Source organism: Nocardia niwae NBRC 108934 = DSM 45340 (assembly GCF_001613465.1).
Classification (GTDB): domain Bacteria; phylum Actinomycetota; class Actinomycetes; order Mycobacteriales; family Mycobacteriaceae; genus Nocardia; species Nocardia niwae.
This window is the reverse complement of the sequence record NZ_BDCK01000020.1, coordinates 130,707-145,271: the sequence shown is the minus strand read 5'-3', so window position 1 is coordinate 145,271 and position 14,565 is coordinate 130,707. Positions and strand designations below refer to the sequence as shown.

The following is a 14,565-nucleotide window of genomic DNA, read 5'->3' as shown; positions in this document are numbered from 1 at the left end:
CGTACTCCGTGTGACTGTCTTCGTGTTCGCGAACAGTCGGCACGACTGGTGATGTGGAGTTGACCTGTGGGCGACAACTATTACAACGGCATTCTCAAGCCGGGCGATACCCTCAAAGAAGGGGATTGGGTCTACTCGCCCAACGGCCAATACCGTATGGGCCTGCAGAACGGCCAAGTCGTCGTCCAGAACTCGACCGGTCTCACCGTAAACAAATATGGTGAAGCCGGAAAGGGTGATTCGCTTCACTTCGAGGAAGAGGGCGGCTTCTGGGGGCAGGCGGGCCAGACGCAACTCGAACTGCGAGACGGCGACAACAACGTTTATACGTTCGGCGACGGCCATGGCCACACCGGTAAGGCGGGCAAGGATGTCGACTGGAACGAGGACGACGGTAATGAGCCTACGAATTACGTCCTCACCAATGACGGCAATATCGTCGCTGTCAAAAGTCTTCCCGGAGACTGGAGCGGGGACCTCGATGTCAAGAACAACGATGACGTCCTCTGGTACATGGAGGACCCGGCCAAACTCAATGATCTTGCCGGTCGGAATACCGACGACTTCCTCACCAATTACCGGCTGAAGATCACTCTTCCGCCGGGCGCGTCCCCCGAACTCACCAACTACACCAAGGTCGCGAACAATCAAGTGCAGCTGCTGGCCTACCAGCTGGGTTCGGGACGGACCGATTTGCCGGGCGTCTTCGAAGACGCCAAGAAGAACGACAGCTCCGTGAAGCTGCTCGACGACAATCTGAGCGATGCTTTCCTTTCATCTCTGAGCAGTCCGCCGGCGTCGAGCGAGACCGACAACGCGCATTCCAGCGCGAATATGTTTCTTTCTCTGCTGGCCAGTCGATGGGACATGCTCGATGATGCCTTCAAGAAAGAGACCAAGCATTTGGAGGTTGCGAACAACCAAGCCTTCAAGGAAATGCACGGGACGATCTGGGATCTGAACGAAAAACTGTTCCTCGGCGCCGACATGGGCGTCACGGTCGACGGTAAGGTGAAGTTCGAAGAGCCCGGTATTCAAGACGCGCGCGAAGAGCGGGCGATGGTCTTGCCCTCGGACCTGAGCAAAGAATATTCCATGTACGGGCTGATCAGGGACGCGGTCCAGGATTGCATCGGTACGGTCACTCGATATGCCGAGATAGCACGGAATATGGGCCTTCCGCTCGACCTCGCCCCCGAATCTGGCGATCCGGCCAGCAGTACGAGTACGAGCACCAGTACGAGCACCAGCACCAGCACCAGCGCCAGTACGAGCACGAGCACCAGTACGAGCACCAGCACCAGTACCAGCACGAGTACGACTACCAGCGCCAGTACGACCACTAGTACGACCAGCACGCAGCCGACTTATCCGACCACGACTACGCAGCCGCAAACTACGACAACACAGCCGGTCAGTACGAACGACGATTACAGTTCCACGTACGACGACCTGCTGCCGACGGACACTACGGGTACGGATACCACCACGACCACCACGACGGGCACGGGTACCGGCGATACCGCGTCGAGTGTGGATTTCGGGGCTACGCAGGCCGCGATGCAGAATGGGACCGGGACCGGGGTCGGGACCGGCGCGACCACCGGCAATGTCACGCCCACCACCACCACCACCGCCCCGCCCGCGCCCGCCGGTAATAGCGGCGCTGACATGATGGGGCCGCTGATGGCAATGAATGCCCTGTCGCAGATGGGGAACCAGAATCGCTCCCCCATGGAGGAGGCCCGAGATGACGATCGGGACTCGCGGGACGATCGGCAGCGCGATCGGAACCGGCAGGCATCCAACGCCAACGCCAATTCCGCTGCACAGCAGAACTCTGCTCCTCCCACGGTGACGGCACCTGCTTATGCCGGTACACCGCCGCCGGTCACCACACCCGGCCAGATGGTCGACTACAAGATCGGGGACTCGACCGTTCAGGTGTCGCAGCCGGTCGCGGAGGCTTTGCAGCGGCAGCAGCAGAATGTCGCCCTCGACGCAGCGGCGGCATATGAGGGAACCGCGGGCGCGAACACGCCGAATACTCCGTGGGCGACCGTCAGTGACGTCGCCAAATTGACTACCGGCGACACCGTGGAGTGGGATAAGGATGGCGTGAAGCATTATGGGATGATCGTGAAGAATCAGAATGGCATGTTCATTCTGGACAACGGTCAACTCGTTCCCTTGGATCCCAACAGTCCTCCGTTGACCGAGAAGTACGGGAATTTCATGGGCTACTTCCACCCGACCGGTCTGGACGGCACCGCCAATACCAACACCGGATCCGAGGCGTTACCGCCGCCGACCGTGAGCGCGGCAGCGCCGAACGGTCCGCCTCCTGTCTCGCCGCCGACGGGACAGGTCTGAGCGGTCGGACGGGATGGCCTCGGCGAAGAACATCGTCATCGGCGCGGCGGCGGGCTATGAATGGGCCGACGTGGAGGTTTGGGCGAGAAGCCTCGTCGCCACTGGATTTACCGGTCTGGGCGTAGTCATCGTGTACGACGGCGATCGACGCGGCGATGTCGTGGCGGAGAACCTGGCATCGCTCGGACTGCACGCGGTACGGATGCCGCTGCGTGGCAGCGTATACAACCAGCGGTTCGCGGATATCGCCGACGTGCTGCGGAGATCCGATAGTTCGCTCGGCTTCGCCGTTGTCACCGACGTGCGAGACGTCTATTTCCAAGCAGACCCCGTCGAATGGCTGGAAACCCATCTCAACCGCCCTTTTCTCGCCGTCAGCGAGGCGGTGCGGTACTGCGATGAGGAGTGGAACTGGCAGAACCTGCGGCGAACCTTTCCGGCCCACGCCGAGCGCTTGCGGTCGAGCGTCGTTCGCAATGTCGGCGTTCTTGCCGGTCGAGCCGATATGGTGGCGGATCTGTGCCTCGCCATCACCCTGATCGCCGATTCGGCCGGAGTGCCCGTCGCCGACCAGAGTGGGTACAACCTGCTCCTCGATATGGAACCGTATCGCTCGACAGTGCAGTTGGTGGCTTCGGAAGACGGTTTCGCCTGTCAGGCGGGGACATTGGCGGATACACGCCGCCTTTCGACCTTGCGACCGCTTCTGGTCGAGCCGGAACCCGTCCTGTCCCCGGACGGTGTGCGGACGGCGGCGGGCAAGCTGTATCCGATTGTGCATCAGTACGATCGGGTGCCCGAATGGAACCGGGCGCTGCGTAGCCGACTGCGGTTGTCGCCTGGGCCGGACACACGGAAGGCGTCATCGGTCGCCGGCCCGGTGACGAGCGGGCGTTCCGCATCTTCCCGGCCCGGTCCGGCTGGTGCTCGCGACGTCCCAGAGGGCCCAACGGGCCTGCGCACAGCACAGCGTCTCGGAGTATCCCGGGACAGATCGACGATGAAGTGGCATCCGGCGCCAGATAGAAGTGCGCCTCCTCGGGACGAATCGCCCATCCCGCAAGTGAGCGTGATCTGCCCTACCTATCAGCGCCCGGCGTTTCTTCGCAGCGTCGTCCGGTGCTACTGCGCACAGAGTTTCGGCGGCACGACAGAGATGATCATTCTCGACGACAGTCCCGAGCCGGTCGATTTTCTCGACGAGGAGTTGTGTCGCGAACATCGTATTCGGTATCTCCACATGCCTGGCAAACGAATGGCGCTCGGTGACAAGATGAATCTTCTGGCACAATTATCTCGTGGTGAGATAATCGTGTGCTTCGATGACGACGACTATTACGCCCCGCAGTATGTCGAGCGAATGGTGGAGTTCCTCGGTGACGCCGACTTCATCACCTTGAGCAGGTGGTTCGCTTATGACCCTGCAAATAAATTGTTTTGCTACTGGGCGACCGACACCATATCGCCGACGCATTTTCTGCTGTCGCCGTGGGAGCCATTTCAACCGCTTTCGACGAAAACGTGGGATCGCGACTGGATCCACGGAAACCTCTGGGGCTACGGTTTTTCATTCGTATGGCGCAAGTCCACCTGCGCCGACGTGCCGGTTCGCGGCAACCCGCCGAACGGATTGGTGTGCGATTACGATTTCTCGCTCCGGCTGCAGAAGGCCGGTCGTAAAACGGTCTGCGCCGCCGACGTCGAAGGGCTCGTACTGCACATCTTGCACGCGGGAAGTAGTGTGCGGATGATGCCGCAGTACGTGCTGCCCGAGTTCCTCCTCGCCGAGTTCTTCCCTTCGTATAGCGAAGAAGAAAACTGAACCCGCCGTCGAGAGTGCGCGACGGGCGACCGATCAGGTGGTTTGGGGGACGCTTTCCTCGCTGTCGACCTGCCGGTTCCCGGTGGCATCGGCGCTCTCCGAGCGCTGCCGGAACTTGAACGCGTAGGTCCCGAACCGCTTTCGTTCGCTCCCTGCGTCTTCCCAGGTATATCCGTACTTGCCGATGTGCTCCAGGCGGAACCGGGTGTCGGCGTGGATGGCGAAACCGGATCGGCGAGCGCGTTCGGAGAACGCGAAATCCTCGCCGAGATACCACTGGTGGTCGCCGTCCGGAACGATCATCGGCAAGAAGTAGGGGACCAAGGCCCGTCCGAATTGCTCATTGCAGACCGGCAGTTGCTCGTGTTTCGCGATCTCCTCGTAGACATGCCGTTTCGTGAGCAGGAATCCACCTGCGGCATAACGTATCTCCACCATGCCGCCTGCTTGACCGAAGATGACGCCTTGGGTGTCCGGCAACAGGCTGCAGACGAGCTCACGTGACCTTTTCTTGGGATAGATGCCGCATACCACCGGCAGATTGTGTGACCGCAGCATATCCACCGCGTCCGGATGGAAGCGAATATCGGCATCGATCCACATCAGCTCCTCGAAACCCTGCGCCAACGCGTCCGTCGCGATCTGACTGCGTGCCTGATCGATCGCGGAACAACCGTATGTGCGCCAGACCGGATACCCACGTCGTTCGAGTTCGGCCAACCCCTCTGCGCAGCCGGGCTCGATGTAGTCATGCACCGGCACCAGCACGACACAGCGGGAGGGATCCATCGTCATTTCTCCACCTAGCGTTGGGCTCGCATACGCGGCCAACTGTACCCGGCGAGCAGTGACCACCAATCGATGGGAAGCTCGCTGAACCGCGCATCGTTCCGCTGAGAAACGGAATCAAACGCCGGGTGAATTCGCCGTCCGGGTTTACTGCCCAACGCAGGGGGGTCCGTCGTGAATTGCGCAGGAGTGTCCGCAAGACGCGGGCACCGGAAGACCGTTCGACGTACGGGTCGGAGGCGCTCAGCGGAGCGGACTACGCGCGCGCCTTCTCCCCTCGCCTCGCCGCGGCGATCTGGTTCGGCATCGGCTCATGGCGCGCGTAGCTGCGGGTGAAATCGGCGGTGCCGTGCGAAATCGAACGCAGGTCGATGGCGTAACGGCTGAGTTCGAGTTCGGGGACTTCGGCGTGGATACGGGTGCGGCCTGCGCCGTGCGGCTCGGTGCCGAGCACGCGCCCGCGGCGGCTGGACAGGTCGCTCAGGACCGGCCCGACGTAATCGTCGGAGACCAGCACCCAGACTTCGGCGAGCGGCTCGAGCACCCTGATCCCCGCCGCCGCGGCGGCCTCCCGCAAGGCGAGGGCGCCTGCGGTCTGGAATGCGGCGTCGGAGGAGTCGACGGAGTGCGCTTTGCCGTCGAACAGGGTGACGCGCACGTCCACCAGGGGGTATCCGGCGGTCAACCCGCGGGAGGCCTGCGCTCGGACGCCCTTCTCCACCGACGGGATGAACTGGCGCGGAACGACGCCGCCGACCACTCTGTCCACGAACTCGATCCCCGACCCCTCGGGCAGCGGTTCGACCTCGATCTCGCACACGGCGTACTGCCCGTGCCCACCGGACTGTTTGACATGCCTGCCGCGCCCGTTCGCCTTGCCCGCGAACGTCTCCCGCAACGCCACCTCGTGATCGGTCACGTCCACCTGCACGCCGAACCGGGTCCGCAACCGTTCCAGAGCGACGTCGCGATGGGCTTCGCCGAGACACCAGAGCACCAGTTGATGGGTCTGCGGGTTGTGTTCGAGGCGCAGCGCGGGATCCTCGGCGGCCAAGCGGGCGAGGCTTTGGGACAGCTTGTCCTCGTCGGTTTTGCTGTGCGCGCGGATCGCCACCGGCAGCAGGGGATCGGGCATCGGCCACGGTTCGATCCGCAAAGGGCTGCCGGTGGACGACAGGGTGTCACCGGTTTCGGCGTGGCCGAGCTTGGTGACGTAAGCGATGTCGCCCGCGATCGCCTGCCGGAGTGGACGTTGCTGCTTGCCGAAAGGAGCCGATATCGCGCCGACCCGCTCGTCCAGTTCGTGGCTCTCGTGGCCGCGATCCTCCAGGCCGTGCCCGCTGATGTGCACCGTGTCATCGGCATGCAAGGTGCCGGAGAAGACGCGGACCATGCAGACCCGCCCGACGTACGGGTCGGACGCGGTGCGGATGACCTCCGCGGCCAGCTCGCCTGCCGGGTCGCAGCGCAGCGGATGCGGTCCGGCGCCGTTGCTGGCGGTGATGGGGTGCTCCGCGGGGGTCGGGAAACCACCGGTGATCAGGTCGAGCAACTCGACCGTGCCCAAGCCCTGCTTGGCGCCCTCGGGCGCGGGCGCGGCGAACAGCACGGGGTGGAAGCTGCCCCGCGCGACCGCGCGCTCCAGGTCGGCGACGAGCGTCGCGAGGCTGATCTCCGCGCCCTCGAGGTAGCGCTCCATGAGGCTCTCGTCTTCGCTCTCGGCGATGATGCCTTCGATGAGGCGATTGCGCGCTTCCTCCAGCGCCGGTACCTGATCGGGCGAGGGATCGCCCTGGACCTCCTCACCGGAGGAGTAGTCGCCCACGCAGTGCGGCAGCAGCTCCACCATGCCCGTGACCGGCCGGTGACCGTCCGGATTCTTCGGACCGTACACGGGCAGATGCAGTGGCAGGATGTTCTCCGAGGATCCGCCGCCCAGCACGGCCCGGCAGGTCTCGGTCATCACATCGAACTCGTCGCGGGCCGTGTCGAGGTGGGTGATCACGATCGCGCGTGGCATCCCGACCGCGGCGCACTCCTCCCACAGCGCCCTCGTCGCCCCGGCGATACCCGCCGCACCCTCGGCCGCCGAGATCACGAACAGCGCCGCGTCGGCCGCCCGCAATCCCGCCCGCAACTCGCCCACGAAATCGGCGTATCCGGGCGTGTCGACCAGGTTGACCTTCATCCCACCCCACGCCACCGGCACCACCGACAGCTGCACCGACCGGTGCTGACGATGCTCGATCTCGTCGTAATCCGACAGCGACGTGCCATCCTCGACGCGCCCCGCGCGGTTGACCGCCCGCGCGGTGAGCGCCATGGCGTCGACGAGCGTGGTCTTGCCCGACCCGCTGTGCCCGACCAGGACCACGTTGCGGATCTGCTCCGGCCGGTCCGCCGTCATCACGCCGCCGTCGCCCGCGGCAGCTCCGTTGGTCTTGTCCACCATGTGTCTCGCTCCTTTGCCGACACCTGCCGTACATCCACCTTCCCACCGGGCGTGGCGTTCCGCCGACGAATCGGCAGATCAGCATGGGCGGCCACGGTCGTGCGGGGGAGGACTCGCCGGTCGCCAGGATCGTCTGGCAGGCCTCGCCGTGGCGATGCCACAGAAGCCGTAGCGCGCGACGAACGGGGCGCTGGTGTGAACGCGGCGTTCCGGGCTGCCGAGCACCGGAGCCGGGAGCAGCTGACCGGGCCCGGCCTCGGTCGCTTCGATGACCATCGTGGTGACCGGCGCGTAGAGCCGGGACCGCCGGGTCGAGCCTGCGCCGCAAGCGGCTGTCGATGTCGGCGATCGCGGAGATCGGCGGGGGTGGGCTCACAGACTCGGGCACCGCGCCGGGATACAGCTGACGGACGATGCCGAACCAGATGTCGAGGCGCTTACACCGGGGCAGAGGTAGAGGCCGAACCAGTCGACGGCGATGCTGACGTCCCGCTCCGGCAGCACGTGAGGGGTGTCGCCCGCACTGCCTCGCCGAGGCCGATCCAGCGGCCGAACTCCGTCCTGCCAAGCCCGCAGGGCAGGTCTCCGGCGAACTGGTCCTGGCACCGAAGGTCTCCGCCTTCGCGGATCGCCGCTACCGAGCGAGCGGGCGTAGCCGGAGATCGGGGACATCCCGTGCCCGCGCCCGAGGAGCGCCGGGATAGCGCGCGATATGCCAGGACCGCGAGCGGCGGCGTTCCTTCGGCGACGCTCCTCACGCATCTCGCGAGACGCGCGAGGAACGTATCGTCCGAGAACGCTCAGGACAACTGGCGGATGTCCCCGCGCACGCGATAGAAACCGCCACGCGCCGACTCCGCGATGCCGTCGACCACGTAGCGCGTCCCCGCCCGGCGAATGTCCTTGGGGAACTGCACGTTCCAGCCCTGATGGTATCCGGGCGAGACCACCCGCACGCGCAGGGAACTGCCCTGGTGCACGCATTCCACGATGACGCCGGTGCCCGCGTCGGAGGTGATCTCGACGGTGCTGCTCGGCACCACCGCGGAGATCTCGGGAGCCTTCACCGACACCGTCCGCGGCAGTACGCCCTGCTCGGCGTTACGGATGGCGGCCTCGCCGACATCGAGACACGCCAGCGTGCCGGTAGTGGTGACCAAGTACAGCTTCTCGTCGTGATACTGCATGGAATAGGCCGAGCCGCAGCCCGTTGCCAGCTTCCACACACGGTTCCCGGCGGCATCGAAGCAGTACACCGAGGAGTAGTTGTCACCAGCGAACACGTAGCGGCCGTCAGGTGAGGTGGCGCAGGAGAAGACCGCGGCATCACACTGGTAGGTGCGCTCGGCGCGGCCGCTCTTGGCCACCATGCGGACCTGGTTGCGGGCCGTGCCCGCGTAGACGGCGCCGGATTCCTGCCAGCCGAAGAGGACCTCGCCGCCGGTGCCCGCGTGCCACGAGGCGGTGCCGCTGTCCAGGTCGTATTTCGTGACGCCGGCGGAATGCCCGTGGTAGACGCCGTTCACGTCGACGCGCACCATCCAGCCCGAGTCGCCGGTGCTGCGCCGGGTCCACAGCGACTCCTCCTCGTAGTCGATCACGGTGATGCCGCCCTGGCGATCGGAGACGCCGAGGATGCCGTCGTGGATGTCGAGCCAGTAGATGTCGACATCTGCCGCGATGTCGTAGGCCGCCCGCGGCACCTTGCCCGACAGGTCGTAGACGCGCCCGTCGTCGCATCCGGCATAGATCCAGAAATCGTCGGCCACAATGCATTTGACCGCGTCGGGCAGGCGGTACCGGCCGGTGACCACGCCGTCCGGGGTGAGGGTGAACACGTCGCCGTTCTCGTTGCCCACCCAGCAGCGGCGCTCGTCGACGAAGATGCCGAAGGCGGCGGCGCCGGAGTCGAAACTCCACAGCACTGGCGCGGCCTTCGCCGTGGAGCGGCCGCTGCTGGGTGGGCGCCTGGTCACCGGCCGCCTGGCCCGCGCCCCCAGCACGGCGGGCGCATAGCCCTTCCGCACCTTCTCGCCGACCTTCTTCGCCGCGGCCGCCTGCGCCTTCTCCGCGGAGGCGAACGAGCTCACCTTCGTCTGCCCCTGTTCTCCGATGCGACCGAAACGGACACTCACTTGCGTGCCCGCCACGATCACCTCGTAGAACTTGTGCGCGGTACCGCTGTCCTCGGACAGCTCGAGATAGGTGGTTCCCCCGATTGTCATAGCGCCTCGCCTGTTTTCGTCAGATCAGAACGAGACGAAAGTTAGCAAGAGGCACCGACATTCAGCGGTGACCGAAGCGGTGTGGGGGATCGAGCTGCGGTGGGGTCAGCCGGAGTAGGTCGACGACTCGGTGGTGGAAGCGGCGCCACGTGGGCGAACTCGAGCCGCGACCTAGCGGATCATTTCGTGGGTCCGCCGATCGAGATTCCGGTGATGAACTCAGCGACGATCGACTGATCCGGATACTGCCGCCCGTAGACGGCGATGATGGCGCCCACGCGTATGTCGGATGCCCGTTTGGCGATCAGGACGTTCACCTTGGTGTTGGCGTCGGCGCGGACTTTCAGGCTGCTGCTGGTGAACGCGTTGCGTACCACCAGGGTCGTGCCGTCGTTGGCGGTGACCTTTCCGAAGGTGACACCGATGCCCGTCCGGACAGGCGGTGCGGCGGCGACGGGAGGCGTCGTGCGCGCGGCGGACGAGGGTGCCGGGGAACTCGGGGCGCTGGTGCGGACCGATGCGGTCGACGTCGCCGCTGCCGTCTGCGTCGGATGGTCGACGAGCAGGCATCCGGACACGACAAGGAGCAGCACGCCGATGCAAAGTCCGACGAAAGCGGCTGCGCCCGAGTGGTACAGCCGATGCGGCTCGTCGTCCCGGTCCCGAGGTGGTATCGGCGGCATGCCCATAGCCGTTGTCCGCGAGAGGGTTTCGATCTGCGGTGCCAGCGAGCCCGGATGCACGCGGGGAGGAGGCGTGGGCTCCGGTGCTACGTCCTCGGCATTCGTCGACTTCCGCCCGCTCGAGCCGACAGCGATCGACCTGATTGTCGCTCTGGAAATTGTTGTGGCCGAGATGGTTTGGGGATCACTGCCGAGCCGCGCCAGCCGACCTACGCGCGCCGGCTTCCGACCGTGCGTACTCCAGCGAGGCATAGGGCAAGGTTAGGTCTCCCTCCCTCCGAATTTGTTGTCACTGGCGGGAGTACCCGCCTGACCAGGGCTGATGTGTGATCACCGGCTCGGTAACCCCGATCGGCGCGGCGAACTCGATCCTGCCGGGCGACGCGGTCGAGCGCGAGTACTGTTGTCCGGCAGCGATATTGTCGTATGCGGGGCGCTGCGGCACGTGGTCCTGTTCGAGGTGGCACGGTTCGTGGGTTCGACCTCATTCGGTAGGCCATCGCTCGAACGAGGGGCGGAATCCCATGGAACCGATCGGCCGCCTGCTGCGTCAGAGTCGATGTAAGACACGTGAAGATGTGTCGGTGTTGTTGGTCGACCAGGCAGTCGCGAAGTAGCAGGAGGTGTTGATGGCCGCATTCGATGTGCACCATGCCGCGGAAGACTTGGCGCGGATGGCAGCGGATTTCGAGCGTCGGGCCGAACAGTTTCAGGAGTTGGAAAGCCGCATGCAGGCGCTGACCGTCACCGACTCCGGTAAGGATGATCGGGTTCGGGTCACCGTCGACAGCAGCGGTGCGCCCACGGCGATCGATCTGTCGCCCAGTTCGCGCGGGATGGACCCGGCGGTGTTGTCCGCTGAGATCATGGCGTGTCTGCGACGGGCGCAATCGGCGTTGCGGATACAGGTCGGCGAACTCGTGCGGAAGACGGTTGGTGACGACGAGGCAGGCGCCGCGATCACCGCTCAGTACGCCGCGCGTTTCCCCGATCCCGAGCCGCAGAATAGCGCGCCACTCGAAGACCGGGCCGCGTCCACGTCCGGCCACAGCCCGTTCATGGCCTCGTCTCCTTTCCCGGCGCAACAGGGCCCGGCGTCCTCGGAGCCGCCCGCTTCGCCGCGAAGCCGCAAACCCGACCGTGACCAGATCGTCGTTCCGGACGAGCCGGATCCGGAGACCGAGTACTACAACCGCTCCTGGTTGGTGTGAACGTGACCAATCCTGAGGCCATCTCCGTCGATCCCGCCGAAGTGCGCGATCATGCCGCGAAGCTGCAGACACTCATGCAGAGTTTGACGCTGTCGCTGGAAGCCGCGGACTACCTGGGTTCCGCTGACGACGGGTTCGGTGAGATTCCCCGGCCGCTCGTGCACCTGGTGCTGGACGACAAACATCGCAACACCATCGCCGTGATCCGCAAGCTCGCGGAGGACGTCGCGGCGCTGCCGGGCAAACTCGACCTCGTCGCGGCGGCATTCGAAGACAAGGACAGCGCGTTCGGCAGATCGGTGACCGAACTGCGGGAAACGATCGCCGACGCATCGAGAGGCCCGAAGTGAGCACAAGAGTTGGTGACTGGCTCAACGAGCACACCCCTGGTTTCGACGACCGGGAGAAGCCCGAGAACAATCCACTGATCGCCAAGGGGACCGACTACCGGGAGGAGTACTTCCAGGAGACCGTCTTCTGGATGCACGACATCGGTTTGAAGCAGGACGAAGAGACCAGGCTGCCCGGGGTTCTGTCCGGCACCATCGCCGGAGACGCTTGGGAGGCATGGGCCAACTTCAGAAACGCCAAGACTTTCGAGGCGATCACGGGTGGCATCGCGGCAGGCGCATCCGTTGCGGACGCGGCGTTCGACCCGTTCGGATTCGTGGGCGATCAGATCGCCGGATGGATGCTCACGCACGTCGAGCCGTACCGGAAGGTGCTGGATGGGCTCGCTGGAAACGACAAGATGGTGGAGGCGTACTCCAAGTCTTGGGTCCTTATCGCCCGGGAGCTGACCGGCATGAGCGATTCGTGGCAGAAGGGTCTGGCGGCTGATATCTCGACGTGGACCGGGAGCGCGGGGGACGCCTACCGGAACCGGGCCACGGATCTCATCGACCAGATCGCCGGGGCGGGCGGCGTGGCGGCCACTCTCGGCGAAATCATGGATACCGCGTCGAAGATCGTCAAGGCGTTCCGGAAGATGGTGCAGGACATCCTGACCAGCCTGGCGGGAGCACTGATCGGGTACACCCTGGAGCTCGCGGCGTCTCTGGGCGCGGCGGGCCCGCACGTCGCCGCGGCGGTGATCGCCAGGATCGGGCGCGACGGTTTGAAGATCTCGAAGCTGCTTCTCGACATGGCGAGAGCCTTCAAGGACGTCCAGACGCTCACCCAGGCTGTTGCCGCTGTCATCTATGCCCTCCTGGGCAAGGAGAACCAGCCTGCTCCGGCCTGACGATCTGCGCCAGTACAACGAGGGGAAATACGCACTGTGAATTATCAGCAGGGACCGCAGGTAAATGGTCCCGGTCACCGACCGTCTGCGCCTTCGCCGCAGCCCGGCCAGGCGGCTCCGGGTTTCTCCCAAGAGGGGCAGCCGGTTTTCGGCGGCCCGTTGCAGTCGGGACGAACCGGTTCAGGCGCTGCTCCGCAGGCGGGTCAGACTAGTTGGGCGAGTCCGCCGCAACCTGCACAGATGCACACCGGCTCCGCGCAACCGAACTCCGAGGCGTTCACCGGGTCGGCGCAAACACATTGGGGCGATACTCCGATGCCACCCAATCAGTGGCAACCGAATCCATATATGCCGGAGGCCGTTCCGTATCGTGGGACGACACACTACCTGCCGCCACCAATGCATACCGTCGACCGGCCGAGATTGCGGTTCTTTCAGAACGTCGAGCGCCATCCGGCGGAAGCCTTCCGGCCCGAGCCGGGCGAGACCGGCATCGTGGTCGACACGTCCTACTTCCGGTGGTGGATCGCGGGTCCCGTATACGCGACGACCGGACCGCGCATCTATGTGAACGGCAGCGAAATACCCAATGCCTCCTGGGGGCCCACCTACATCCCGGCGGGCCCCGGGCTCCACCGGGTCGAAGTCCTGACGCGGGGTGTCAACCTTCTCGTCAGGTTCTTCGTCCGCGCGTGGGACTCCGATATGGGTCCGGCGGAGACCGTTGTGCCGGTAGAACCCGGATGCCGCACGACGGTGTACTACCGCTCTCCGGCGTTCTACCTTCTGCCAGGGGCGATGGGCCCGAAGCCGCCGAGATGGCCGGGTCTCAATTGGATCCGTACCACCTGGGTCGTCTTCGGCGCATTGTTCGCCCTGATGCTGTGTGCGGTGGTCGGGAACATCCTCGACTGAGCCGTCGACGTGCCCCGCCGCTCCGGCAGGAAATGGCGCTGGAGCGGCTGGGGGTCGGTACGTCAGGTGTAGCTCGGATCGTTCTCCTCGCGAAAGCCCGTGATCGTCGCATGGACCACCCGGTCGAGTTGGGTCCGTAGTTCGGTCGTGTCGGCCGGGGCGGCCACCAGGGTGGCTCCGCTGCGGACGAGGTAGCGGCCGTCGGGATAGTCCATCACGTGGAAGCCTCGGGAAGGTGCCGGACGGTTGTCCCACGCCGGGCCTGCGTACACCGCGACGTGGGCGATGGTGGAGCGGGGGCGTTCGAAGAACTGCTCGGCGCGGACGCGGGGCGGGGCCGGCGCGCCCACGCGGTACGGTTCCTCGTCTTCGGCGTCGAGTTCGTGCCGCGAAATCTCGATGCCGGGGCCGCTGCCGCGTTCGGTGGCGGGCAGCAGTTCGATGACCCGGCGGCTCACGCTCTCCGCATCGATCAGTGACATGCACACGGCCCCACCACGATCCGGTGACGACGTGGGCTCCTGCACCAGCAGTACAGCATGCCGATAGTGCACGGCCGCGTGGACGCGCAGTTTGTCCTTCCCGCTGATCCCGGCCATCTCGATGCGCGCCTCGGGTTCGGCCAGCACACGCAGTGCGCTGTACAGCGACTCGTCGAGGCGACGGTGCAGTCCGGCGGCTTCGGATTTCCACTCCGATTCATAATCGGCGACGGTCTCCGCCGTCGATCGGTACTGCAGGGGGTATGGCAGCACGTCGCGCTCCACCGCCCGCCAGAGCACCGTGAAGCCGAGCGCGGTGAACGACCAGTCCCGTCGGCTCATGAAGCCGGTTCCTTCGTCGTGCACCTGA

At 65.2% G+C, this 14,565-nt stretch carries 11 protein-coding genes; 6 read left to right on the top strand and 5 right to left on the bottom strand.

The window, feature by feature from the left end; genetic code table 11:
- Positions 1 to 66 precede the first annotated feature (66 nt).
- Together NNI01S_RS34465 and NNI01S_RS12930 are read left to right on the top strand one after the other, a co-directional pair.
- Positions 67 to 2,373, top strand: coding sequence for a hypothetical protein (locus tag NNI01S_RS34465; protein ID WP_063020312.1), 2,307 nt, complete (start codon positions 67 to 69; stop codon positions 2,371 to 2,373).
- Positions 2,374 to 2,386: 13 nt separating this feature from the next.
- Entirely contained in the window at positions 2,387 to 4,195 is a 1,809-nt protein-coding gene (locus NNI01S_RS12930; RefSeq protein WP_063020311.1) for a glycosyltransferase family 2 protein, read from the top strand.
- A 33-nt stretch (positions 4,196 to 4,228) separates the two neighbouring features.
- Here the strand turns inward: NNI01S_RS12930 and NNI01S_RS12925 are convergent, their stop codons facing one another.
- From NNI01S_RS12925 to NNI01S_RS12910, 4 genes are all read right to left on the bottom strand, one after another.
- Entirely contained in the window at positions 4,229 to 5,050 is an 822-nt protein-coding gene (locus NNI01S_RS12925; RefSeq protein ID WP_218019190.1) for a hypothetical protein, read from the bottom strand.
- 190 nt (positions 5,051 to 5,240) lie between these two features.
- On the bottom strand, positions 5,241 to 7,436 hold the full coding sequence (locus NNI01S_RS12920) for an elongation factor G-like protein EF-G2 (RefSeq protein ID WP_063020310.1): 2,196 nt from the start codon (positions 7,434 to 7,436) through the stop codon (positions 5,241 to 5,243).
- A gap of 800 nt (positions 7,437 to 8,236) precedes the next feature.
- Positions 8,237 to 9,661 carry a WGR domain-containing protein gene (locus NNI01S_RS12915; RefSeq protein ID WP_063020309.1) on the bottom strand — a complete coding sequence of 475 codons (1,425 nt, stop codon included), beginning with the start codon at positions 9,659 to 9,661 and terminating at the stop codon, positions 8,237 to 8,239.
- 179 nt (positions 9,662 to 9,840) lie between these two features.
- A complete protein-coding gene (locus tag NNI01S_RS12910; protein WP_157114742.1) occupies positions 9,841 to 10,254 on the bottom strand; it encodes a DUF5666 domain-containing protein in 414 nt (137 codons plus the stop codon).
- A 719-nt stretch (positions 10,255 to 10,973) separates the two neighbouring features.
- Between NNI01S_RS12910 and NNI01S_RS12905 the strand changes: the two genes are divergently transcribed.
- The 4 genes from NNI01S_RS12905 to NNI01S_RS12890 all read left to right on the top strand — a co-directional run bounded on the left by NNI01S_RS12905 (position 10,974) and on the right by NNI01S_RS12890 (position 13,713).
- Positions 10,974 to 11,555, top strand: coding sequence for a YbaB/EbfC family nucleoid-associated protein (locus NNI01S_RS12905; protein ID WP_063020307.1), 582 nt, complete (start codon positions 10,974 to 10,976; stop codon positions 11,553 to 11,555).
- Positions 11,556 to 11,557: 2 nt separating this feature from the next.
- The gene (locus NNI01S_RS12900; protein WP_157114740.1) at positions 11,558 to 11,905 is read left to right on the top strand and encodes a hypothetical protein; all 348 of its coding nucleotides are present in this window, start codon (positions 11,558 to 11,560) and stop codon (positions 11,903 to 11,905) included.
- Positions 11,902 to 12,798, top strand: a complete 897-nt coding sequence (locus NNI01S_RS12895) for a hypothetical protein (RefSeq protein ID WP_063020305.1) — start codon at positions 11,902 to 11,904, stop codon at positions 12,796 to 12,798. The genes NNI01S_RS12900 and NNI01S_RS12895 overlap by 4 nt, the downstream gene beginning before the upstream one ends.
- Before the next feature lie 399 nt (positions 12,799 to 13,197).
- Entirely contained in the window at positions 13,198 to 13,713 is a 516-nt protein-coding gene (locus NNI01S_RS12890) for a hypothetical protein (protein WP_063020304.1), read from the top strand.
- A gap of 62 nt (positions 13,714 to 13,775) precedes the next feature.
- Here the strand turns inward: NNI01S_RS12890 and NNI01S_RS12885 are convergent, their stop codons facing one another.
- Positions 13,776 to 14,537 (bottom strand): ESX secretion-associated protein EspG, encoded by a 762-nt coding sequence (locus NNI01S_RS12885; RefSeq protein ID WP_157114739.1) that lies wholly within the window; start codon positions 14,535 to 14,537, stop codon positions 13,776 to 13,778.
- Positions 14,538 to 14,565 lie beyond the last annotated feature (28 nt).

Coding starts and splice junctions, on each gene's coding strand:
- NNI01S_RS12930 (WP_063020311.1), top strand. CDS start 2,387: ATGGCCTCGGCGAAGAACATCGTCATCGGCGCGGCGGCGGGCTATGAA.
- NNI01S_RS12920 (WP_063020310.1), bottom strand. CDS start 7,436: ATGGTGGACAAGACCAACGGAGCTGCCGCGGGCGACGGCGGCGTGATG.
- NNI01S_RS12915 (WP_063020309.1), bottom strand. CDS start 9,661: ATGACAATCGGGGGAACCACCTATCTCGAGCTGTCCGAGGACAGCGGT.
- NNI01S_RS12905 (WP_063020307.1), top strand. CDS start 10,974: ATGGCCGCATTCGATGTGCACCATGCCGCGGAAGACTTGGCGCGGATG.
- NNI01S_RS12890 (WP_063020304.1), top strand. CDS start 13,198: ATGCATACCGTCGACCGGCCGAGATTGCGGTTCTTTCAGAACGTCGAG.
- NNI01S_RS12885 (WP_157114739.1), bottom strand. CDS start 14,537: ATGAGCCGACGGGACTGGTCGTTCACCGCGCTCGGCTTCACGGTGCTC.